We start from the raw sequence: 20,136 nt of genomic DNA, 5'->3' as shown, positions 1-20,136 counted from the left end.
AGGGGTCGATGGACGACGAGCGGATACAGGCGACGCTGGAGTTGCTGAACGAGGCACGGGACCTGTCGATCGAGGATCCCCGACGCGAGCGGCTGGAGCGGGCGGCGAGCGGGCTCTTCCGGGACGGGCGGCGCAAACGCCGCTCCGCCACCCGTGGAGCCCGCGCCGCGGCGGACGCCCGGATCCAGGCCGCCACGGTCATGGGCGCCACCGACCGCGTCATGGACGCCCCGCTGCCCCTCGACCCTCCACCGCCGGACGCTCAGGGCGAGGGGACGGCAGGCGAGTTGAAACGGCCCCAGCGGTGCTACGTGTGCAAGGACCACTACCGGCGGATCCACCACTTCTACCACCGGCTCTGCCCCGACTGCGCGCGCGACAACCTCACCCGGCGCGGTGCCCGCACCGACCTGACCGGCCGTCGCGCGCTGCTGACCGGCGGGCGCGTCAAGATCGGGTACCAGCTGGCGCTGATGCTGCTGCGCGACGGCGCCGACCTGACCGTGACCACCCGCTTCCCCCAGGACGCGGTACGGCGCTTCGCGGCCGCTCCCGACTCCGCCGACTGGTGGGACCGGCTGCGTGTCGCCGCGCTCGATCTGCGCGATCCCCGGCAGGTGCTGGCCTTCACCGACCGGCTGCTGGCCGAGGCACGGCCGTTGGACATCCTGATCAACAACGCGGCCCAGACGCTGCGCCGTTCGCCGCGCGCCTACTCCGCCCTGGCCGCAGCCGAGGCCGCACCCGTGCGCGAGGCGCTGCCGGTCGCCGGCATGCCCGCCGTCTGGACGGCACCCGACTTCACCGTCCCCGGCACCGGGAAGGGTGAGCTGGAGGGCCCGTCGTGGGCCGCCGGGCTCCTACCGCGCGCGGCGGACACCGCCGTACTGCCGAGCGTCGACGAGGCCGGGCTGCTGGTCGAGACCGCGGCGGAGAACTCCTGGACCGCGCGGCTCGGCGACATCGACCCGGCCGAGATGCTGGAGGTCCAACTCGTCAACGCGGTGGCCCCGTTCCTGCTCGCCGACCGGCTCCTGCCCCTGCTCGCGGCGTCACCGCACCCACGGCGGTATCTGCTCAACGTGTCCGCCGTGGAGGGCCGGTTCACCGTCCGCAAGAAGACCGGCGACCACCCGCACACCAACATGGCCAAGGCCGCCCTGAACATGCTCACCCGCACCAGCGCCGCCGGCCTGGCGAAGCGCGGCATCCACGTGTGCAGCGTCGACACCGGCTGGGTCACCGACGAGAAGCCCCTGCCCGCCAGGGAGCGGCACGCCGCCATCGGGTGGCGCCCGCCGCTGGACATCGTGGACGGCGCGGCGCGGGTCTACCACCCGATCGTCCAGGGCCAGGCGGGCAGCCCCGTCCACGGCGTCCTGCTCAAGGACTACCGTCCCGTCGCCTGGTAAGCCGCCCGCCGTTCAGCCGGCCCGCCGCTCAGCCGTTCAGCCGGTCCGCAGCGCCTCCAGCTGGTCCAGGAACCACTGCTGCGGCGGCAGCGACGTCGCCGCGGCGGCCAGCCGCTTGGTTCGGGCCGCCCGGTCGTCGTCGTCCATCGTCAGGGCCTCGTGCAGCGCCGCCGCCGTGGCCGTCACGTCGTACGGGTTCACCACCAGCGCGTCCTCGCCCAGCTCCTCGTACGCGCCCGCCTCCCGCGACAGCACCAGCGCGCAGCCGTTCGCGGAGATGACCGGGATCTCCTTCGCGACCAGGTTCATGCCGTCGCGGATCGGGTTGACCAGCGCCACGTCCGCCAGGCGGTAGGCGGCGAGCGAGCGCGCGAAGTCGTCCTTGACGTGCAGCACCACCGGCGTCCAGCCGGGCGTGCCGAACTCGGAGTTGATCTCGTCGGCCACCTCCTGGACCCGCGCGGTGTAGTCGCGGTAGACCGCGAGGTCCTGCCGGGACGGATAGGCGAACGCCACATGCGTGACCCGCTCGCGCCACTCGGGCCGCTCCGTCAGCAGCTGCCGGTACGCGTAGAGGCCGCGCACGATGTTCTTCGACAGCTCCGTGCGGTCCACCCGCACGATCGTCCTGCGGGGCGCCTCGGGGGTGCCGCCGATCTGCTCGCGCAGTTCGGCGAGGCGCTCCTCCACGTCGGACCGGTTCGCGCGCTCGCGCAGGAAGTCCGCGTCCGCCCCCAGACCGTGCACGCCGATCCGCGTCTTCCCGGTGCCGCCCAGCAGCTCCGTACAGCACGCGGTGAAAGCGTCGGCCCAGCGGCGGGTCAGGAACGCGGCGCGGTCCGCGCCGAGGATGCCGCGCAGCAGCTGGCGCGCGATGTCGTCGGGCAGCAGCCGGAAGTAGTCGACCGGGGCCCACGGTGTGTGCGAGAAGTGTCCGATCCGCAGATCGGGACGGAGCGCCCGGAGCATGCCGGGCACCAGGGCCAGGTGGTAGTCCTGGATCAGTACGGCCGCGCCGTCGCCCGCCTCGTCGGCCAGGGCCTCCGCGAACGCGCGGTTGTACGCCTCGTACGACGCCCACTGCGCCCGGAACTCGGTGCCGAAGGCCGGCTCCAGCGGTGTCTGGTAGAGCAGGTGGTGGACGAACCAGAGCGTGGAGTTCGCGACGCCGTTGTACGCGTCCGCGTAGACCTCCGGCGGGATGCCGAGCATCCTGACCCGCTGTCCGCCCGTGTCGCCGGTGTCCAGGCGCCCGCCGGTGCGCCGCACCGCCTCGCGGTCGCCGTCACCGAGGGCCGCGCAGACCCACACGGCGTTCGTGTCGGGCCCGATGGCCGAGAGGCCGGAGACGAGGCCTCCGCCGCCGCGCCCGGCGGTCAGGGTGCCGTCCTCGCCGAGCTTGTACGAGACGGGGCCGCGATTGGAGGCGACAAGGACCTGGGCGGCTTGCTCGGGGACCATCTCGGAGACCATGTGGCGAAACCTAGCCCTTCGCGGAAACGCTCAAACGTACGGTTTCAGGTCGGCGTGGATCAGCCACGGCCCCTTCCACGGGCCGCCGCCACCGCCACCACCCCCGCGCCGACGAGGGCGAGGGCCATGCCGCCCAGCAACCAGAGCTGTTCCGAGGTCAAGGCCGTCATGGCCATCGCAGTAATCGACATACCAGGCAATATAGGCAAATCGATACTTAAAGCATACGAACTCAATGGCTAGGCCGCGCGCCGCGCCGCGTACTCCGCGATCTCCCGCATCGGCGGCCGCTCCTCGGTGTCGACCGCGTACGTACGCGGCCGGAAGCCCTCCTCGCCCCGCTCGAACTGCGTGAGCTCCGGCCGCACCAGATGTCCCCGCGACAGCCGCAGCTGCGCCGTCCGGTAGATCGCCGCCGCCATCCGACCCAGCGCCTGCCCGTCCTGGTGCCGGTGCTTGCGCACCCCGACATCGACCTGACCCAGCGCGTCCAGCCCCACCGTGTGCAGCGCGTCCACCAGCAGCCCCAGCTCCACCCCGTACCCGACGGGGAACGGCAGCCGCTCAAGCAGCGAGCGCCGTACCGCGTACTCACCGCCCAGCGGCTGGACGAAGCCCGCCAGCAGCGGCCAGTGCAGATTCAGCAGCGGGCGCGCCACCAGTTCCGTCACCCGGCCGCCCTGCCCCGGCTCGTCGCCGAGCGGACGGTCGTACATCGCCTTCACGAACTGCACGTCCGGCTCGGTGAGCAGCGGCCCCACCGTCCCCGAGACGAACTGCGCCGAGAAGTCCCTGAGATCCGCGTCCACGAAACAGACGATGTCGCCGCTCGTCACCAGCAGCGAGCGCCACAGCACCTCGCCCTTGCCGGGCACGGCCGACAGCCTCGGCAGGATGTCGTCCCGGTGCACCACGCGCGCCCCGGCCGCCTCCGCGAACTCCCCCGTACGGTCGGTCGAGCCCGAGTCGATCACGACCAGCTCGTCGACGAGCGGCGCCGGACCCGCCATCAGTTCGCGCCGGATCACCGACACGATCGCGCCGACCGTCGCCTCCTCGTTCAGGGCCGGGAGTACCACGCTGACCTGCGCACCCTGCTTGGCGGCGACCAGCTGTTCGACCGGTCGGTCCGCCGCCGGCCAGGACCGCCGGGCCAGCCAGCGCTCCACTTCTCGCAGCACGTGATCTCCATCTCGCGGATCGGACGAAGGCCTCAACCGTCCAGGGGTTCGGTTACAGTCTTGAACAACGCGAATGTCCGTCGCATGTCGGGGGTCATGACGCTGACAACCGAATACCGCTCATCCAGAGGGGCAGAGGGAACGGCCCGTTGAAGCCCCGGCAACCCTCCCGCCGACCGCGAGGTCACGGTGGGGAAGGTGCCAATTCCGTCTCGCGGCGAGATGCGTCGCGAGGAAGATGAGGAAAGGGCCTCGCCTTCATGGCTGTGCAGACCGTCCACAACAGTTCCAACAACGACGCCGCCGCATCCGATGCCGGCATCGTGGATCTCGGACCCGCCGCCGCCCTCTCGTGCCGCGAATGCGGGGAGCGCTTCGAACTCGGCCCGATCTTCGCCTGTCAGAGCTGTTTCGGCCCCCTCGAAGTGGCCTACGACCTGCCGACGGACAGCCCCGAAGAGCTGAAGAAGCGCATCGCGGCCGGCCCCGACAACATCTGGCGCTACGCGCCGCTGCTGCCCGTCCCCGCCGACGTCGCGTCGAAGCCGAACATCAACCCCGGCTTCACCAAGCTCGTCAAGGCCGACAACCTCGCCCGTGAGCTGGGCGTCACCGGCGGTCTGTACGTGAAGGACGACTCCGGCAACCCGACGCACTCCTTCAAGGACCGCGTCGTCGCCATCGCCGTCGAGGCGGCCCGCGCCTTCGGTTTCACCACGCTCTCCTGCTCCTCCACCGGCAACCTGGCGGGCGCCGTCGGCGCCGCCGCCGCCCGCGCCGGCTTCCGCTCCTGCGTCTTCATCCCGCACGACCTTGAGCAGGGCAAGGTCGTCATGGCCGCGATCTACGGCGGCGAACTCGTCGGTATCGAGGGCAACTACGACGACGTCAACCGCTTCTGCTCCGAGCTCATCGGGGACCCGCTGGGCGAGGGCTGGGGCTTCGTCAACGTCAACCTGCGCCCGTACTACGGCGAGGGCTCCAAGACCCTCGCGTACGAGATCTGCGAGCAGCTCGGCTGGGAGCTGCCCGACCAGCTCGTCATCCCGGTCGCGTCGGGCTCGCAGCTGACGAAGATCGACAAGGGGCTGAAGGAGCTGATCGCGCTCGGCCTGGTCGAGGAGAAGCCGTACAAGATCTTCGGCGCGCAGGCCGAGGGCTGCTCGCCGGTGTCGGTCGCCTTCAAGGCCGGCCACGATGTCGTACGGCCGCAGAAGCCGAACACCATCGCCAAGTCACTGGCGATCGGCAACCCGGCCGACGGCCCGTACGTCCTGGACATCGCCCGCCGCACGGGCGGTGCCGTCGAGGACGTGGACGACGAGCAGGTCGTGGACGCGATCAAGCTGCTCGCGCGGACCGAGGGGATCTTCGCCGAGACCGCGGGCGGGGTGACCGTGGGCGTGACGCGCAAGCTCATCGAGGCGGGGCTGCTCGACCCGGCGCTCACGACGGTCGTGCTGAACACGGGTGACGGGCTGAAGACGCTGGACGCCGTCGCGCCGACGACGGGGCCGACCGCGACGATCCCGCCGAGCCTCGACGCTTTCCGCGCCGCCGGCCTGGCGCGTTGAGCCCCTCAAGAACCCGCTACTCTCCGGAAGGCAGACACCGATGAGCGTGAACGTCCGTATCCCCACCATCCTCCGTACGTACACCGGCGGAAAGGCCGAGGTTCCGGCCGAGGGCACGACCCTCTCCCAGGTCATCGAGTCCCTGGAGTCGAACCACCCGGGCATCGCCGCCCGCGTCCTGGACGACCAGGGCAAGCTCCGGCGCTTCGTCAACGTGTACGTGAACGACGACGACGTCCGCTTCGAGCAGGGCCTGGAGACCGCCACGCCCGACGGCGCCGGCATCTCGATCATCCCGGCGGTCGCCGGCGGCTGAACACGGCCGAACGGTACGCACAGTGAACGTGGTTGCCCCCTCCGCGAGAGAAGCGGAGGGGGCAATTCCATGAGGTTGAACGCGGTACAGTTGGGGTAGCCCCGCCGCCGCCCCCCGTCGCGCCCGTGCCCCGAGCATATGAGTTCGCGACAAGATGCGGTCAAAGTGTGGACGCTGTTTGCGCGGTTCCTTGCGCTTTGCCCGGCCCGACTTGCCCTGGTAGCCCGGCAATTCACCTCTTTGCGTGTTCCGTCGCGCCCATAATTCTCGTCCGATTGACCTGTTGCAGAGGGCAGTTGGGCAGATACATTCAGCCGCGGTCGACGCGTTCCGGCGCGAAGTGCGGTCCCGCGCAGGGGCCAGTAATAGGGGAGTTAGGCATGGCTCAGGGCACCGTCAAGTGGTTCAACGCGGAGAAGGGCTACGGCTTCATCGCGGTCGACGGTGGTGCGGATGTTTTCGTCCACTACAGCGCGATCCAGATGGACGGCTACCGCACCCTTGAAGAAGGTCAGCGAGTTGAGTTCGAGATCTCGCAGGGCCAGAAGGGTCCGCAGGCGGACATGGTCAAGCTCGCCGTCTGATTCCGGCGCGATCGGCCAACGACGCACTCACACACGAGGGGCTCGCATCCCGGCAGGGGATGCGGGCCCCTCGTGCGTGCGCGCGTCCCGCGTGCCCGGGTCCCGCGTGCGCGTGCTCCTCCGGTTGCCGGGGTTGCTCGGGAGTCGCTTGCACTCTCGGGGGTCGAGTGCTAATCATTGGCGTTAGCACTCTGCAGGTGAGAGTGACAACTTATGGACCGGGTCAGCGAGGCCCGAGAGCCTGTGGGGCAAGGAACCGCACGGCTCTTCGGCCGTCCGTCGCGGGCGCGGACACGGTCCGGAGCAATCCACCCCAGTCCGGGAGGACCACTTCACATGGCCAAGATCATCGCGTTCGACGAGGAGGCACGGCGCGGTCTCGAGCGCGGGATGAACCAGCTCGCCGACGCCGTCAAGGTAACCCTTGGCCCCAAGGGCCGAAACGTCGTCCTCGAGAAGAAGTGGGGCGCCCCCACGATCACCAACGATGGTGTTTCCATCGCCAAGGAGATCGAGCTCGAGGACCCGTACGAGAAGATCGGCGCCGAGCTGGTCAAGGAAGTCGCCAAGAAGACGGACGACGTCGCCGGTGACGGTACGACCACCGCGACCGTCCTGGCCCAGGCGCTGGTCCGCGAGGGCCTGCGCAACGTGGCCGCCGGCGCCAACCCGATGGCCCTCAAGCGCGGCATCGAGAAGGCCATCGAGGCCGTCTCCGGTGCGCTGCTGGAGCAGGCCAAGGACGTGGAGACCAAGGAGCAGATCGCTTCGACGGCCTCCATCTCCGCCGCCGACACCCAGATCGGCGAGCTCATCGCCGAGGCGATGGACAAGGTCGGCAAGGAAGGCGTCATCACCGTCGAGGAGTCGCAGACCTTCGGTCTGGAGCTTGAGCTCACCGAGGGCATGCGCTTCGACAAGGGCTACATCTCGGCGTACTTCGCCACCGACATGGAGCGTATGGAGGCGTCGCTCGACGACCCGTACATCCTGATCGTCAACTCCAAGATCGGCAACGTCAAGGACGTCCTGCCGCTCCTGGAGAAGGTCATCCAGTCGGGCAAGCCGCTGCTGATCATCGCCGAGGACGTCGAGGGCGAGGCCCTGTCCACGCTCGTCGTCAACAAGATCAAGGGCACCTTCAAGTCCGTCGCCGTCAAGGCCCCGGGCTTCGGTGACCGCCGCAAGGCGATGCTGAACGACATCGCCATCCTCACGGGCGGCACGGTCATCTCCGAGGAGGTCGGCCTCAAGCTGGAGAACGCCGGTCTCGACCTGCTGGGCCGCGCCCGCAAGGTCGTCATCACCAAGGACGAGACCACCATCGTCGACGGTGCCGGTGACAGCGAGCAGGTCGCCGGTCGCGTGAACCAGATCCGTGCCGAGATCGAGAACTCCGACTCGGACTACGACCGCGAGAAGCTCCAGGAGCGCCTCGCGAAGCTGGCCGGCGGCGTGGCCGTCATCAAGGCCGGCGCCGCGACCGAGGTCGAGCTCAAGGAGCGCAAGCACCGCATCGAGGACGCGGTGCGCAACGCCAAGGCCGCCGTCGAGGAGGGCATCGTCGCCGGTGGTGGCGTGGCTCTGCTCCAGGCTTCCTCGGTGTTCGAGAAGCTGGAGCTCGAAGGCGACGAGGCGACGGGCGCCGCTGCCGTCAAGCTCGCGCTGGAGGCCCCGCTCAAGCAGATCGCGGTCAACGCGGGTCTTGAGGGTGGCGTCATCGTTGAGAAGGTCCGCAACCTCAAGATCGGTCACGGCCTGAACGCCGCGACCGGCGAGTACGTCGACATGATCGCCGAAGGCATCATCGACCCCGCGAAGGTCACGCGTTCCGCCCTGCAGAACGCGGCGTCCATCGCGGCGCTGTTCCTCACCACCGAGGCCGTCATCGCCGACAAGCCGGAGAAGGCCGCCGCCGGCGGCGCGCCGGGCGGCATGCCGGGCGGTGACATGGACTTCTGATCCTGACGGATCGGCGGTTCATGGCGTAGCACGCGGACGCTTGTACGACCGAGGGCGGCACTCCCCAGCAGGGGGGTGCCGCCCTCGGGGCGTTCAGCGGACCGCACGGGCTCAGGGCCGGAGCTCGCGGTTGAAGGCCGCGCGGGACCAGAAGTAGCCGAGCAGTACGAGGGCCGTGCACCAGGCGAGCGCGATCCAGCCGTCGTTGCCGATCTCGGTGCCGAGGAACAGGCCGCGCAGCGTCTCGTTGATCGGGGTGAAGGGCTGGTACTCGGCGAACCAGCGCAGGGCGGTCGGCATGGAGTCCGGGGGGACGACCGCGCTGCCCAGGAAGGGCAGGAAGGTCAGCGGCAGCGGGGCGTTGCTCGCGGACTCCACGGTCTTGGCGCCGATGCCCATCGCGGCGGACAGCCAGGCCATCCCGAAGGCCAGGAAGAGGAGCAGGCCCATGGCGGCCACCCACTCGATCGGCGAGGCGTCGGGCCGGAAGCCGATCACGAGGGAGACGCCGGTGATCAGGAAGAGGACCGCGCCGACCTGGAGGACGCTGCCGAAGACATGGCCGGTGAGGATGGCGCCCCGGGAGATCGACATCGTACGGAAGCGTTTGACGATGCCTTCGGTCATGTCGGTGCAGACGGAGACGGCTGTGGCGACGGCCCCGGAGGTCGCGGCCATCAGGATGATGCCGGGCACCAGGTAGTTGATGTAGTCACCCCGGTCGCCGCTCCCGCCGATACCGGCGCCGAGCGCGCCGCCGAAGACGTACACGAACAGCAGCAGCATCAGCAGCGGCATCACGAGGATCGAGATGGTCATCGAGGGGTAGCGCCGCATGTGCGTGATGTTGCGGCGCAGCATCGTCATGGAGTCGCGCATCGAGGACGAGCGGGCTGCCTTGGTGGACTTGGCGGGCTTGGCCGGGGTGAGGGTCGCGGTGCTCATCGGTTCGACTCCTTGCGGGCGGCGGGGGCGGCGGGGGCGGCGTCGGCGTTCTGCCGGCCGGTCAGGGTGAGGAAGACGTCGTCGAGGTCGGGGGTGTGCATGGTGAGCGACTCGGCCCGTACGCCGGTGCTGTCGATGATGGCGAGGAGGGCGCGGAGATTGGCGATGGAGCCGTTGTTCGGGATCTGGAGGGAGAGCGACTCGTCGTCGCGGGTGGCGACGTCGAAGACCGAGGCGGCTTCGGTGAGACCGGCCGCGTCGGAGAACTGGAGGCGGACGTGGCCGCCGGGGATCAGCCGCTTCAGTTCCTCCGCGGTGCCCTCGGCGACGAGCTTGCCGTGGTCCAGCACCGCGATGCGGTCGGCGAGTTGATCGGCCTCCTCCAGATACTGCGTGGTGAGGAAGATCGTCACGCCCTGGTCCGCGACCAGGTTCCGGATGAGCTCCCACATGACGCGGCGGCTGCGCGGGTCGAGACCGGTGGTCGGCTCGTCGAGGAAGATGATCCGCGGCCGGCCGACCAGGGTCATCGCGAGGTCCAGCTTGCGGCGCATACCGCCGGAGAAGGTCGCGACGTTCTTGCGGGCCGCCTCGGTCAGTTCGAACCGCTCCAGGAGTTCGGCGGCGCGACGGCGGCCCTCGCCGCGGCCCAGATGGTGCAGGTCGGCCATGAGGAGCAGGTTCTCCTCGGCGGTCAGCAGCCCGTCCACGGCGGCGAACTGTCCGGTGACGCCGATCTGGTCGCGTACGGAGTCGGCGTCGGTGGTCACGTCGTGGCCCCCGATCCACGCCTCGCCCGAGTCGGCGGCGATCAGCGTGGAGAGGATCTCCACGGTGGTGGTCTTGCCCGCCCCGTTGGGGCCGAGGAGAGCGAAGACCGTGCCCTCGGGGATCCGCAGGTCGATGCCGTCGAGCACCACCTTGTCGCCGTACGACTTGCGCAGGCCGAGCGCGGAGATCGCGGCTGTGCGGGTGGAGGTGGCCGCTGTGGTCGCGTTGTTCATGGGAGCGGGCCCTTCTCTTTGAGGGGGTTCGGGTTCCGGGACTGCCGGCGGGTCGTGGCGCGGGGCGGTACGAGGCGGTGCGAGGCGGTGCGGTGCAGTGCACATGGCGCCAGACTCTGGCGCCGTGCTGCGCTCGCGCCATCATCATGGCATAAGTATGGCGCCATAGCGAGTCTATATGGCGCCATCGGGGTTCTGGGTGGCGCCGCATGCCCGCTCCGGGCCGGCGAACCGGTCGGCCCGGAGCGGAGGCGTGGGGATCAGGCGCGGCGGATCACGATGTCGCCGACGCTCGTACGGCCGCGGACCTCGACCTTCTCCTCGGACTGCTCCGGGGCGTTCGCCATCCCCAGCTCGTTGCGGACGCGGCCTGCCTTGGACTCCACGTCCAGCCAGGCGGCGGTGCCCTCGGCGATGCCGATCTCCAGACCGCCCGCGGAGGACTCCACGGTGATCCGCCCGCGTGCCACCCGGTCGATGCGCACGGAGCCGCTCGACGTCCTGGCGGTGACCGAGGAGTCCGCGCGTACGACGCCGATGGGGCCGTTGGACGAGTTCACGTCCAGCTCGCCGGTGACCTCGCCGATCGTGGTCTCGCCGTTGTGGTTCCTGACGGTCGCGTCCCCGTCGATCCGGCCGGCCCGCACCCGGCCCGACCCGTGGATCTCGGTCCGGCCCGTCGTGCTGTCCACCGTGATGTCGCCGTGCCCGGTCTTCAGCCGTACGGTCGCGGCCTCTTCCAGGTGGATGTCCCCGGCGCCGGATGTCAGACGGCAGTCGCCGAACCGGCCCTCACCGACGAGGGCGCCGAGACCCGTGGTGCCGATCAGCTCCGAGCCCGCGGGGAGCTCGACGGTCACGTCGACCGTGCCGGTCTTGGTGAAGGGCGAGCGGGACTTGGGGCCCTTGACGAGCAGCTTTCCGTTCGCGTAGGTGACCTTGGTCTCCTCGGCGGCGAGTACGTCCTTCTCGTTGCCGGGGTCGCTCGGGACCACCTCGACCACGGTCTCGGTGCGCTTGCCGGCGATGATCCGGGCGCGTCCGACCTCGATCTCGACGGTGGCGGAGATGGCTTCGATGGTGTCGAAAACAGGCATGGCTGTGCCGTCCTTTGGGTGAGTGAGGGTAAGTGCGCTGGTGAGACGGTGATGTGAAGCCGCTGGGTGCTCAGCGGACCCAGCCGGTGAGGCGCTGCCCGGCCGACAGGTCGGGGCCCGTCGTGGGTCCCCGGTCCGCCGTGCCCTCCAGGGCGGCGGCGACCGCCCGGACGAGCCAGGCGTTGACCGACAGGCCCTCGCGGCCCGCGGCCTCCTCGATCCGGTGCTTGAGGCGGCTGGGCGGCCGGAAGTTGACCCGCGAGGTGCCGCCGTCCTCCGCGTCCACGGGAACCGGGGGAGCGGGGGGCGTCGGTGGCCGTCCCGGGACATCGGCGATGGGGTCGACGGCCGGTGGCGCGGTCACCACGAACTCGGGGTCGCGGCCGCGCAGCCGCAGCTCGACGGAGCCGGGCGCCAGTTCGCGGGTGACCTCGTCCATCGCGTCGGACAGGGCGTTGAGCAGCGTCAGGCGGACGGCCGAATCGAGCGGGCCGACGAGCCGTTCCAGCTGGGCGCGGGGCGCTTCGTCATTGCCCGCCTCGGTGCCGGCTCCGAGCTCGTGGCGGAGGCTGTCGACATATGGGGTGAGGTCCATGACGTAATAGTGGCACCATCATGGCGCCATTGCAAGTCATCTGGCGCCATGATGTGCCATTCGGTTGTCGGGTGGCGCCAGGAGTCCTTCCCTCGGCGCTACGGCCTCACGGCCTCACGGGGCGGTACGGCGCGATCGGGCGCGAGTCCGTCGAGACCGCGACGTACGCCAGGCCGTCGTACTCGTTCGACAGCCGCACCGGAGCGACCTCGCGCCGGTAGAACCAGCGCGTCACCAGTGCGCCGAACGTCCGCGTCTCGTGCGTGGCGCCGACCCACTCCCGTACGGCCTCCGGCGCGTCACCCGCCTCGGCGGGGCGCAGGTCCAGCAGATGGTCCGCCGGTGTGGCGGCGGCGAGTTGGGCCTCCACCGAGGTCTTCGGGGCGGGGCCGATCGGGTTGCCCTCGGCGATACGGCCCGTCAGACCGCCAACGCCGCTCCAGGGCCCCGGCCAGAGACGGTGGGCACGGAAGGAGCCCTCGCCGAAGAGGAGTCCGAAGGCGTAGTACGCGTCGCCGTACCGCTCGCGCAGATGCCGGCCGAGCGGCGGTGGCGCCGTGTCGTCGCCCGTACGGCCCTTCGCCACATGGCTGTTGTGGCCCCAGAGCACCACCTTGGCCGCCGGGGCGTCCAGGATCTCCCCGACCGCCTCGGCCATGTACTGGTCGCGCGCGGCGAGGACCGTGCGCTCCGGGTCCGGGTGCTGTCCGTCGCGCGTCACCAGATCGGCGGCGCGGACCAGGATCCGGGCGTGCCGCACGGCCACCGCCCCGGCCGGGGTGTCCTCATGGCCGCGGACGTACTCCAGCAGGTTCACCGCCTCGCGCATCAGCTTCTGCTCGGGGTCCGGGCGCGATCCCGGATACGCGGTGGCGAGCACGCCGAGCGCGGAGTGCAGGGCGGGCAGCCGGTCCGGCGCCACGCTGGTCAGGAACGCCTCCAGCACCGCCAGCGAATCCCCGGCCCGCTGCGGGTCGATGCCGACGAAGCGCACCTTCTCGCCGTCCGGGCGGCCGTCGTTGTACGTCCGCATCCACTCGATCATGGACAGGACCTCTTCGGTCCGCCACGTCCAGAAGCCCAGCCCGGTCAGCACCTGCGCGGCGTCGCCGACACCGTCTCGTACGTACGCGTCGACGGCCGGACCGGCGGACGCGCTCGCCTCCATGGCCAGCGTCGTGAAGCCCAGCTCCGTCACCAGGTACTCCAGCAGCCGGTGTTTGAGCTGGAAGAACTCACGTGTGCCGTGGGTGGATTCGCCCAGACCGACGACTCGCACGCCGTCGAGCACCTCCTTCAGCGGCCGGAGGTCGGTGGTGGAGGCGCCGGCGGTCAGACCGCCGCTCAGGGGCAGGGCGTTCTCCGAGAGCCAGCCCGTCACCTCGCCGGACATGGTCTCCCGATCATTCGCTGACATGCCGCCGAGGCTACAGCCGGACGGGAGCCGTACCCGCACGGGGAACTCGGCGGCGGGTGCGGGGCGTTAGGTGTGCGCATAGCGCACCGGAGTTGTCCCTGTCCCCAGGCACCCCGAAGCCCACGGAGGCTCGACGCCATGTCCCAGACACCACCCGACTCTTCCCGCCCCTCCAGCCCCTCGCGCCGGGCCCTGCTCGGCGGCGCCGCCGCCGCCACGTTCGCGCTCGCCGCGACGGCGTCCGGCGCGGGTGCGGCAGCCGCGCACGCCGGGCGCGACAGGCCGGGCCGCCCGGGCCGTCCGTCCTGGCCCACCGACTTCCCGCTGCCCAACGGCTTCCGCCCCGAGGGCATAGCGATCGGCGGCGGCCCGTACGCCTACATGGGCTCCCTCGCGGACGGCGCCATCCGCCGCGCCGACCTGCGCACCGGCGAGAGCCGCACCGTCCTGGCGGGCGCGACCGGCGGAGCCGCCACCGGTCTGAAGCTCGACCGCGACGGGCTGCTCTACATCTCGGGCGGCCTCAGCGCCTCCATCCGGGTGCTCGACACCCGTACGAACCGGCTCACCGCCACGTATCAGCCGACGGCCGCCGGATTCGTCAACGACGTGATCCTGTACGGCGACCGGGCCTGGTTCACCAACTCGCACGCACCCGTTCTCTACGCAGTCCCCCGCGGCCACCGCAGGCGCGGCGACGACCTGCGGGAGGTCCCGCTCGGCGGCGAGTGGGAGCAGGCACCCGCCGGCTCCATCAGCGCCAACGGCATCGAGACCACCCCCGACGGCCGCGCGCTGATCGTCGTCAACAGCCCGATCGGCAAGCTGTTCCGGGTGGACCCGAAGACCGGGCACGCCACGGTCATCACCCTCAAGGGCGCGGAGAACGTCATCAACGGCGACGGTCTGCTGCGCGTCGGCGACACGCTGTACGTGGTGCAGAACCGCCTCAACCTGATCACCGTCTTCGACCTCGACGCCCGCGCCCGCACCGCCACCCTGCGGCGCTCGATCACCGCCCCGACCTTCGACGTCCCCACCACGGCGGCCCGCTTCGGCAACCGCCTCTACCTCGTCAACGCCCGCTTCACGACCCCCCCGACGCCGGAGACCACGTACAACGCGATCTCCGTTCCGCTGCGCTGAACCGGCCCCGCCGACTCGCGCGGGGGTGCGCCGGGCTCCGCCCCGAGCCCGGCGCACACGGCCGGGGCGCCGCCCTCAGAACGGGGGCTCAGTGAATGTGCCCGACCAGACGGGTGTGAACGGCTCCGGTTCGCGGTGCTGAAGGAGCGCCACCGCTTCCTTGACCCGGCCGAGGCTGATGAGATGGTCGGCCAGAGGACGCGCGTGGGTGGGTGTGTACGGTTCCAGAACCGCGACCGCCTCCTCGGTCCGGCCGGCCTTGGCGAGCAGGTCGGAGATGGTCCACGCCGCGTACGAGGCGTCGCCCTCGGAGTGCCCCCGCGCCAGCTCGACCGCCTCGTCGAGCAGCCCGCAGTCGGCCATGAGCCGGAGCCGGGGCCTGAACAACTCCCATTCCTCCTCGCCGCCGTGGCGTGCCTTCAGAGCGTCGAGGTGGGCCAGGCCGTCCCGGGCCCGGCCGTGGTCGGAGTACAGGGTGCACAGCGTGTCGACGAGCCAGTCCTCCGCGCCGCCGGGTGAGTCCACGAGCTCGCCCATCACCTCTGTCGCCTCGTCGCCCCGGCCGTGCCGGGCCAGGAGCTGGGCCAGTTCCACCGCCCGGTGATTGCGGCCGATCGGCGACTCGTACTCCTCCCGGTACACCGCGATCGCGCCCTCCACATCGCCGCGCTCCTCCAGCACCTCGGCGAGCCGCCGCGTGGCCTGCCCGAGGGGCTCGGTCGCCGCGTACGCCCGGAGTTCCCCGATCCGGTCCTGCCTCGCCAGCAGGTCAGCCAGCTGGTCGTGGTTGTTGATGGAGGTGATCTCCTGCCGGGTGTGCAGCAGGGCTATCGCCTCGTCGACGCGGCCCTGGCGCTCATGGATCGCGGCAAGCAGCCCGATCGCCATGTCGGGTCCGAGGCCACGGCAGCACCACGGGCCGTCGCACCGGTGCCCGGCCGGGATCCGGGCGGCCAGCAGTGCGGCGACATCCTCGTCACGTCCCGTTCCCTCGGCGACGTCGACCAGGGCGGTGGCAAGGAACCAGTCCTCGATTCCGGCGCTCAGCAGCGTGACCGCCTCGTCCTCCTGACCGTGCCGGGCCAGCAGGCGCGCGAAGAAGTCCAGCGGCGTCCCGCCGGCCGCCGCGTACGGCCGGGCCAGTGTGATCGCCTCCTCCGCACGCCCCCAGGACTCCAGCAATCGCGCCTTGGCGCGGGCGGCGGGCCACCAGCCGGTGGCGACATACGGGGCGAGCACGTCCAACGCCTCCGCCCGCTGCCCCCTGTCACCGAGGAGCCGCGCCCACTCATGCGCGCAGAACCATTCCCCGCGGCCCGCCTGGAACTCCACCTCCTCCGCATGGCCGAGATCCAGAAGCCGGGTGACGAGGGGCGGAGGAATGCAGCCGGACTGGGTCCGGACCCGGTAGTCGAGATCAGTGGCGTCCATGGCAGCGCACCCTAACCGCCGCCCCGAGGAGCGGGCGCCCCGCACCCGCTCGACTCAGCCGGGGCACTCGGTCCGGAGTTCCTCTCTCGGAGGTGTGGCCTTTATGTTCTCCTCCTGGAGGTGATCTTCCAGCTCCTCCCGGTAGATCTCACGCCAGGTGCCGTCGTCGATCTGGTCCGCGATGGATTCGCACACGAAGTGGCGCAGGGCCGCGTCTCCCTTCGCTATGCCGACGCCCCACCCGGTCGTGCTGGCCTCCAGCGGGTTGGGGACCATGGCCAGATCCGGGTTGGCGGCCAGGAAGCCGGCGAGGATGGGCCGGTCGGTGACCACGGCTCGGACGGGGGGCTCCGTGGAGCCGGTCGTGCCGTCGGTGGAACTGTTGAGATTGTCGACGCAGGTCTGGTAGTCGGATTCCTCCTTTATCTTGAACTTGGAGGCCGGCAGTTTGTCCAGAATCGTTTTCGAGATGGATTTGCCCACCGTGCACACAACCGTGCCGTCGGGGAAGTCGTCGGGCTCGTTGATCTTTTTACGTGTCTGCTTCCCGTTCTGCTCCACCCAGGCCTCGTCGCCCGAACTGCCCGTGTACACCATCATTCCTTGATCGGTGATGAAGTAGGGGCCGGCGAAATCCACTTCCTTCTTGCGATCGTCGGTGACGCTGTAGCTGCCGACCATGAGATGGATCTGACCGTTGTTCAGCTGGTCGTCCCTGGTCTTGGTGGTCACGGGGATGAAGTCGATCACGCTCTCGCCCTCGAACCCGAGATCCTTCGCGATGTTCTTGGCGAATTCGATGTCGAAGCCGACCCATTCCCCTCCGATCTCCTCGCTCAGTCCCGGCTGGTCTGCCTTGACTCCGATCCTGAGCACCCCGCCGTCGGTCTGCGCGTCCTTGATCGCGGGCGAGTCCGTGAGCGCGTACTCCCGGGTCGGGTGGTACTGGTTCCAGACGAGCCAGCCGCCGCCGGCGAGGACGGCCAGACAGATCCCGCCCGCCAGCAGCGCACGGCGTTTCGGGCCGTTGCGGACCGGCTCCGGCTCCGGCCCCCGCTCCGGCCGGGGCCGAACCTTGTCCGGGCTGTCCGCGCCGTCCGCGCCGTCCGTGGACACGGCGCGGACAGTGTTCGTGCCGGTGTCGGGCCGGTCCGGGCTGTCCGTGGAGGGGCCCGGGACAACCTGGCCGGGGATGGTGCGCGCCCGGTCGGGCGAGGCGGGGTCGAAGTCCGGGGCGGGGGCCGGGGCTGCGCTGCCGATCTGTTCGCGGATGGCCACCATGCCGGCTTCGTGGTAGTCGAGTTGCGCGTCGGCGGTTTCGAGGAAGTGGTCGTACTCCCAGGGCCGCGGAACAGGTACCGAGCGGCTGCCCTCCTCGAACGAGCCGGGGGGAGTGCCTTCCCCGGGGGACGGCTCTATGGCACGGCGGCGCTGTTCGGCTTGTCGGAACGCCTCGATACGCAGGTCCTCGGCGTTGTGCTTCTCCCAGCGGGCGCGGGCCAGCCTCTCCTCGAACTCGATCAGCCGCCGCTCGGTCTCCGCCAGCCGCTCTTCCGCCTCGGCCACGCGCCGTGCGTCGTCGGCGGCACGTCTCTTGTTCTCCTCCGCGCGCCGCTGGTTGGTCGTCGTCTCCATCTCCTGCCGGCTCAGCCGCAGGCGCGCTTCGTCCCGTTGGATCTCCAGGTTCCGGCAGCGCTGGTTCAGGTCGGCCATCGCGGTGATGAAGGCGTAGATGAGGTGGGTGAGGCTCTGTACGGTCTCCTGCGCCTTGATCTGGCCTTCAAGGGCGTCGTTCAGACGGACCTGGTGCTCGTGCGCGGTCGTCCCCTGCGAGGCGGTCGTCGGGGATTCCGCCTCCCGTCGCGTTCTCCCGGCCTCTTCGGCGGCAGCCAGCAGTTGCCGCCCGAGCCCGCGGTGCAGTTGCTGGTCCTGCGGGGCGACCAATTTGGTGACGACGTCATTCAGCAGCCATAAGGGAATCAGCTTGCGGCCCTTGAGGAATTCGCTCCACTGCGTACGCCGGGGGTGAGGGAAGATCCCTTCCAGTTGTCGCAGGGTCCGGCCGCCCACGCGGGCGCGCAACCACTTGGCGAGTTCGGCGCCCTCAGGCGTCTCCGCTTCCACAGGGCCGTGCCGCGAGGTCCTCAGCGGATGGGTGGGGCGTTCCTCGTCGCGCATGATTTCCGTCCCCTCATGGTTCGTATCCGTCCGGGGTGTCCTCGGGATTTGGCCGGACCCAGCGCCGTGACGTGCGCGGACATGCGCGGACGGGAGCGGACATGAATGGACATCAGATCACCATCCCACTCTGGTCTTCCACCCGTTCCGCGAATCTGGAAGGCAACCGCAATGGGAAAGCGAACGAAGGGCCGCGGCAGGTTCCTCAGCCGCCACAGGCGTGTCACGGCAGTCGGTGTTCTGGCCGTCGGAGCGGTGCTCATCTCCCTGGGGCTCTCCTCCGACTGGATCGACCTGGCGGCCCTCGCCCTCGCCGCCGCGTCGTTGAGGCCGGCCGGCGCCGACCGGCCCGGCCGCACTCCGCGGCCGGGGCGGCACCCCCTCCGCCGGCTCCGCAGGAAGAACCCCTCCGCGAACCGGCGAACGCCTCGCGACCCCGGCCGGCCCGGCTGACGCCGGTGCGCCGGGAGAGCGGTCCGAGAATCCGCGGCGCCCGGCAGGGCGGCTGTCGCGGACCGGGCGGTGTGAAGTCCGTCACCGCGGGGTGAGTCGTTCGGCACAGGGGTCGGCCGCAACGGCCCACCCCTGTCGTCCGATCCGGGTACGGCTCGTCACCCCAGGTCACAGGGGGCTACTTAGGGTACCCTTCCCTCTGGCGGGTGTGCCTGGTAAAGATGGAAGTGTTCCATCGGCACATCGGAAGTCTTGCCATGAACCAGGAAAACAAAGACGACCTCACCCCCTTCACGATCGACCTGACCCTGGAGGAGGCCCGGCGACGGGCCGAGGTCCTCGCCGCGCTGGGCCCCGACTGGGACCCGGTGGAAGCCCTCCGGGGCGAGGACGAGGCGTACGCCCTCCTCTACTCGGGCCTGGACGCCGAGCAGCAGCGCATTTACGACCGGCTGGTGGCGGCCGGTGTCCTGCCAGGGGACGAGCCGGGCCGTGCGGCTACCCATTGACCCCCAGGCGGACCCCTCGCGCCGCGCCTGGCTCCCCTGCCCGGTCTGCGACGACGCCCGCCACTGCGAGACGTGCGCTTCCCGCCGCAACTGCGGGGAGCACTGGCGCTACCTGATCTCCAACAACGGCCCGGTACTCCATCTCCAGTGCCCTCGCTGCACCCATGCCTGGTCCCTCGACACCCGGCCGGGCACGGCGCGCTGAACCAGGCGATGGCGGAACCGGACAGTTCCCTGAGCAGACCCGTCGCCGTGCTCAGCTCCGGCACCATCGCGGCCAGCGTCCGTCCGTCGTCGTCAGCGTCAGCTCACCCAGCCGTACCTTGCCCTGGCGGTCGTAGACCTCGCGGATCCGCCGGGTGATCCGGTCCCGGGTGCGGTCCACGATCACGGCCGACAGTTCCTCCTGCCGCCGCGAACCGAGGAGCGGCAAATGCTCCCGTGTGCCGTCCCGGGCCGGCTCGCAGAGAGCCGGCCCGGGGTGGGCGAGCTCTTTGCGGTGCCATACGACGCGTACCGCGTCCCAGGGGATCACAAGCCTCCACTCGTGGGTGACGAGCACGAGTCCGTCCGTGTGCACCAGGTACGGCCGCGAGCGCGGCGGGAACGAACGCTCCAGCGGGCCCGGGTCCGGCCGGTCGCCGCCGCACAACTCCGCCAGGCCGGTGGGCCGCCGCCCGTGCTTCGAGGGCAAGGCGCTGCCGGTATCCCATACGGCCGAGGGCCGCCATGACCGCGCCCGAGGTGATCAGCGCCGCCCCGCCGGCCCACTCGAACCGGACCCCCACCCATACCCCGGCGGCCATCACCAACGCGCCGAAGACGACGAACCCGAGCAGCATGCGGCGCATGAGACGTC

The 20,136-nt window shown here is 70.5% G+C and carries 20 protein-coding genes and 1 riboswitch; of the genes, 9 read left to right on the top strand and 11 right to left on the bottom strand.

Translation table 11 applies throughout. From position 1 onward, the window contains the following. Positions 1 to 8 precede the first annotated feature (8 nt). On the top strand, positions 9 to 1,412 hold the full coding sequence (locus IEY79_RS26190; protein WP_189110062.1) for an SDR family oxidoreductase: 1,404 nt from the start codon (positions 9 to 11) through the stop codon (positions 1,410 to 1,412). A 36-nt stretch (positions 1,413 to 1,448) separates the two neighbouring features. Here the strand turns inward: IEY79_RS26190 and IEY79_RS26185 are convergent, their stop codons facing one another. The 3 genes from IEY79_RS26185 to IEY79_RS26180 are packed head-to-tail and all read right to left on the bottom strand — an operon-like array spanning position 1,449 to position 4,066. Next, positions 1,449 to 2,885, bottom strand: coding sequence for an alpha,alpha-trehalose-phosphate synthase (UDP-forming) (locus IEY79_RS26185; RefSeq protein WP_189110061.1), 1,437 nt, complete (start codon positions 2,883 to 2,885; stop codon positions 1,449 to 1,451). Between the two features lie 59 nt (positions 2,886 to 2,944). Beyond that, a complete protein-coding gene (locus IEY79_RS38050; protein ID WP_268240605.1) occupies positions 2,945 to 3,076 on the bottom strand; it encodes a hypothetical protein in 132 nt (43 codons plus the stop codon). Between the two features lie 48 nt (positions 3,077 to 3,124). Next, positions 3,125 to 4,066 (bottom strand): glucosyl-3-phosphoglycerate synthase, encoded by a 942-nt coding sequence (locus IEY79_RS26180; RefSeq protein ID WP_189110060.1) that lies wholly within the window; start codon positions 4,064 to 4,066, stop codon positions 3,125 to 3,127. A gap of 117 nt (positions 4,067 to 4,183) precedes the next feature. Next, positions 4,184 to 4,311, top strand: a riboswitch (SAM riboswitch). A gap of 15 nt (positions 4,312 to 4,326) precedes the next feature. Here IEY79_RS26180 and thrC point away from each other — a divergent pair. The 4 genes from thrC (at position 4,327) to groL (ending at position 8,502) form a co-directional block, all read left to right on the top strand. Then, a complete protein-coding gene (thrC, locus tag IEY79_RS26175) occupies positions 4,327 to 5,640 on the top strand; it encodes a threonine synthase (RefSeq protein WP_189110059.1) in 1,314 nt (437 codons plus the stop codon). A 40-nt stretch (positions 5,641 to 5,680) separates the two neighbouring features. After that, a complete protein-coding gene (locus IEY79_RS26170) occupies positions 5,681 to 5,956 on the top strand; it encodes a ubiquitin-like small modifier protein 1 (RefSeq protein ID WP_189110058.1) in 276 nt (91 codons plus the stop codon). 380 nt (positions 5,957 to 6,336) lie between these two features. Beyond that, on the top strand, positions 6,337 to 6,540 hold the full coding sequence (locus IEY79_RS26165) for a cold-shock protein (protein ID WP_005315736.1): 204 nt from the start codon (positions 6,337 to 6,339) through the stop codon (positions 6,538 to 6,540). A gap of 336 nt (positions 6,541 to 6,876) precedes the next feature. Continuing rightward, positions 6,877 to 8,502: a chaperonin GroEL gene (groL, locus tag IEY79_RS26160; protein WP_189110057.1), complete on the top strand. Its 1,626-nt coding sequence runs from the start codon at positions 6,877 to 6,879 to the stop codon at positions 8,500 to 8,502. Between the two features lie 111 nt (positions 8,503 to 8,613). Here groL and IEY79_RS26155 read toward each other — a convergent pair whose 3' ends face one another. The 5 genes from IEY79_RS26155 to IEY79_RS26135 all read right to left on the bottom strand — a co-directional run bounded on the left by IEY79_RS26155 (position 8,614) and on the right by IEY79_RS26135 (position 13,560). Then, positions 8,614 to 9,447: an ABC transporter permease gene (locus IEY79_RS26155; RefSeq protein ID WP_189110056.1), complete on the bottom strand. Its 834-nt coding sequence runs from the start codon at positions 9,445 to 9,447 to the stop codon at positions 8,614 to 8,616. Further along, entirely contained in the window at positions 9,444 to 10,451 is a 1,008-nt protein-coding gene (locus tag IEY79_RS26150) for an ATP-binding cassette domain-containing protein (RefSeq protein ID WP_189110055.1), read from the bottom strand. The genes IEY79_RS26155 and IEY79_RS26150 overlap by 4 nt, the downstream gene beginning before the upstream one ends. 260 nt (positions 10,452 to 10,711) lie before the next feature. After that, a complete protein-coding gene (locus tag IEY79_RS26145) occupies positions 10,712 to 11,548 on the bottom strand; it encodes a DUF4097 family beta strand repeat-containing protein (RefSeq protein WP_189110054.1) in 837 nt (278 codons plus the stop codon). Between the two features lie 70 nt (positions 11,549 to 11,618). Next, the gene (locus IEY79_RS26140) at positions 11,619 to 12,143 is read right to left on the bottom strand and encodes a hypothetical protein (protein ID WP_189110053.1); all 525 of its coding nucleotides are present in this window, start codon (positions 12,141 to 12,143) and stop codon (positions 11,619 to 11,621) included. Between the two features lie 106 nt (positions 12,144 to 12,249). Further along, positions 12,250 to 13,560 (bottom strand): erythromycin esterase family protein, encoded by a 1,311-nt coding sequence (locus tag IEY79_RS26135; RefSeq protein ID WP_229701125.1) that lies wholly within the window; start codon positions 13,558 to 13,560, stop codon positions 12,250 to 12,252. 138 nt (positions 13,561 to 13,698) lie between these two features. On the opposite strand from IEY79_RS26135, the gene IEY79_RS26130 reads away from it, so the two are divergent. Then, a complete protein-coding gene (locus tag IEY79_RS26130) occupies positions 13,699 to 14,706 on the top strand; it encodes an NHL repeat-containing protein (protein WP_189110052.1) in 1,008 nt (335 codons plus the stop codon). Between the two features lie 75 nt (positions 14,707 to 14,781). Here IEY79_RS26130 and IEY79_RS26125 read toward each other — a convergent pair whose 3' ends face one another. Beyond that, entirely contained in the window at positions 14,782 to 16,137 is a 1,356-nt protein-coding gene (locus IEY79_RS26125) for a tetratricopeptide repeat protein (protein ID WP_189110051.1), read from the bottom strand. Between the two features lie 54 nt (positions 16,138 to 16,191). Continuing rightward, on the bottom strand, positions 16,192 to 18,315 hold the full coding sequence (locus tag IEY79_RS26120; RefSeq protein WP_189110050.1) for a transporter substrate-binding domain-containing protein: 2,124 nt from the start codon (positions 18,313 to 18,315) through the stop codon (positions 16,192 to 16,194). A 171-nt stretch (positions 18,316 to 18,486) separates the two neighbouring features. On the opposite strand from IEY79_RS26120, the gene IEY79_RS26115 reads away from it, so the two are divergent. The 3 genes from IEY79_RS26115 to IEY79_RS26105 all read left to right on the top strand — a co-directional run bounded on the left by IEY79_RS26115 (position 18,487) and on the right by IEY79_RS26105 (position 19,482). After that, positions 18,487 to 18,768 carry a hypothetical protein gene (locus tag IEY79_RS26115; protein WP_189110049.1) on the top strand — a complete coding sequence of 94 codons (282 nt, stop codon included), beginning with the start codon at positions 18,487 to 18,489 and terminating at the stop codon, positions 18,766 to 18,768. Positions 18,769 to 19,025: 257 nt separating this feature from the next. Next, positions 19,026 to 19,277: a DUF6400 family protein gene (locus IEY79_RS26110; RefSeq protein WP_189110048.1), complete on the top strand. Its 252-nt coding sequence runs from the start codon at positions 19,026 to 19,028 to the stop codon at positions 19,275 to 19,277. Continuing rightward, a complete protein-coding gene (locus IEY79_RS26105; protein ID WP_189110047.1) occupies positions 19,261 to 19,482 on the top strand; it encodes a hypothetical protein in 222 nt (73 codons plus the stop codon). Before IEY79_RS26110 ends, IEY79_RS26105 begins: the two co-directional genes overlap by 17 nt. Before the next feature lie 51 nt (positions 19,483 to 19,533). On the opposite strand, the gene IEY79_RS26100 is transcribed toward IEY79_RS26105, so the two are convergent. Next, positions 19,534 to 19,971 carry a hypothetical protein gene (locus IEY79_RS26100; RefSeq protein WP_189110046.1) on the bottom strand — a complete coding sequence of 146 codons (438 nt, stop codon included), beginning with the start codon at positions 19,969 to 19,971 and terminating at the stop codon, positions 19,534 to 19,536. Between the last annotated feature and the right edge of the window lie 165 nt (positions 19,972 to 20,136).

Origin of the sequence: Streptomyces camponoticapitis, from assembly GCF_014646115.1 — a bacterium.
GTDB classification, from domain to species: Bacteria; Actinomycetota; Actinomycetes; order Streptomycetales; family Streptomycetaceae; genus Streptomyces; species Streptomyces camponoticapitis.
The sequence above is the reverse complement of the archived record's forward strand: the minus strand, read 5'-3'. Positions and strand labels throughout refer to the sequence as shown.

What these genes read in the sequence shown, in the direction of transcription:
- IEY79_RS26190 (WP_189110062.1), top strand. Translation starts at nt 9, where the DNA reads ATGGACGACGAGCGGATACAGGCGACGCTGGAGTTGCTGAACGAGGCA.
- IEY79_RS26185 (WP_189110061.1), bottom strand. Translation starts at nt 2,885, where the DNA reads ATGGTCTCCGAGATGGTCCCCGAGCAAGCCGCCCAGGTCCTTGTCGCC.
- IEY79_RS38050 (WP_268240605.1), bottom strand. Translation starts at nt 3,076, where the DNA reads ATGTCGATTACTGCGATGGCCATGACGGCCTTGACCTCGGAACAGCTC.
- thrC (WP_189110059.1), top strand. Translation starts at nt 4,327, where the DNA reads ATGGCTGTGCAGACCGTCCACAACAGTTCCAACAACGACGCCGCCGCA.
- IEY79_RS26170 (WP_189110058.1), top strand. Translation starts at nt 5,681, where the DNA reads ATGAGCGTGAACGTCCGTATCCCCACCATCCTCCGTACGTACACCGGC.
- IEY79_RS26165 (WP_005315736.1), top strand. Translation starts at nt 6,337, where the DNA reads ATGGCTCAGGGCACCGTCAAGTGGTTCAACGCGGAGAAGGGCTACGGC.
- groL (WP_189110057.1), top strand. Translation starts at nt 6,877, where the DNA reads ATGGCCAAGATCATCGCGTTCGACGAGGAGGCACGGCGCGGTCTCGAG.
- IEY79_RS26155 (WP_189110056.1), bottom strand. Translation starts at nt 9,447, where the DNA reads ATGAGCACCGCGACCCTCACCCCGGCCAAGCCCGCCAAGTCCACCAAG.
- IEY79_RS26150 (WP_189110055.1), bottom strand. Translation starts at nt 10,451, where the DNA reads ATGAACAACGCGACCACAGCGGCCACCTCCACCCGCACAGCCGCGATC.
- IEY79_RS26145 (WP_189110054.1), bottom strand. Translation starts at nt 11,548, where the DNA reads ATGCCTGTTTTCGACACCATCGAAGCCATCTCCGCCACCGTCGAGATC.
- IEY79_RS26140 (WP_189110053.1), bottom strand. Translation starts at nt 12,143, where the DNA reads ATGGACCTCACCCCATATGTCGACAGCCTCCGCCACGAGCTCGGAGCC.
- IEY79_RS26135 (WP_229701125.1), bottom strand. Translation starts at nt 13,560, where the DNA reads ATGTCAGCGAATGATCGGGAGACCATGTCCGGCGAGGTGACGGGCTGG.
- IEY79_RS26130 (WP_189110052.1), top strand. Translation starts at nt 13,699, where the DNA reads ATGTCCCAGACACCACCCGACTCTTCCCGCCCCTCCAGCCCCTCGCGC.
- IEY79_RS26125 (WP_189110051.1), bottom strand. Translation starts at nt 16,137, where the DNA reads ATGGACGCCACTGATCTCGACTACCGGGTCCGGACCCAGTCCGGCTGC.
- IEY79_RS26120 (WP_189110050.1), bottom strand. Translation starts at nt 18,315, where the DNA reads ATGCGCGACGAGGAACGCCCCACCCATCCGCTGAGGACCTCGCGGCAC.
- IEY79_RS26115 (WP_189110049.1), top strand. Translation starts at nt 18,487, where the DNA reads ATGGGAAAGCGAACGAAGGGCCGCGGCAGGTTCCTCAGCCGCCACAGG.
- IEY79_RS26110 (WP_189110048.1), top strand. Translation starts at nt 19,026, where the DNA reads ATGAACCAGGAAAACAAAGACGACCTCACCCCCTTCACGATCGACCTG.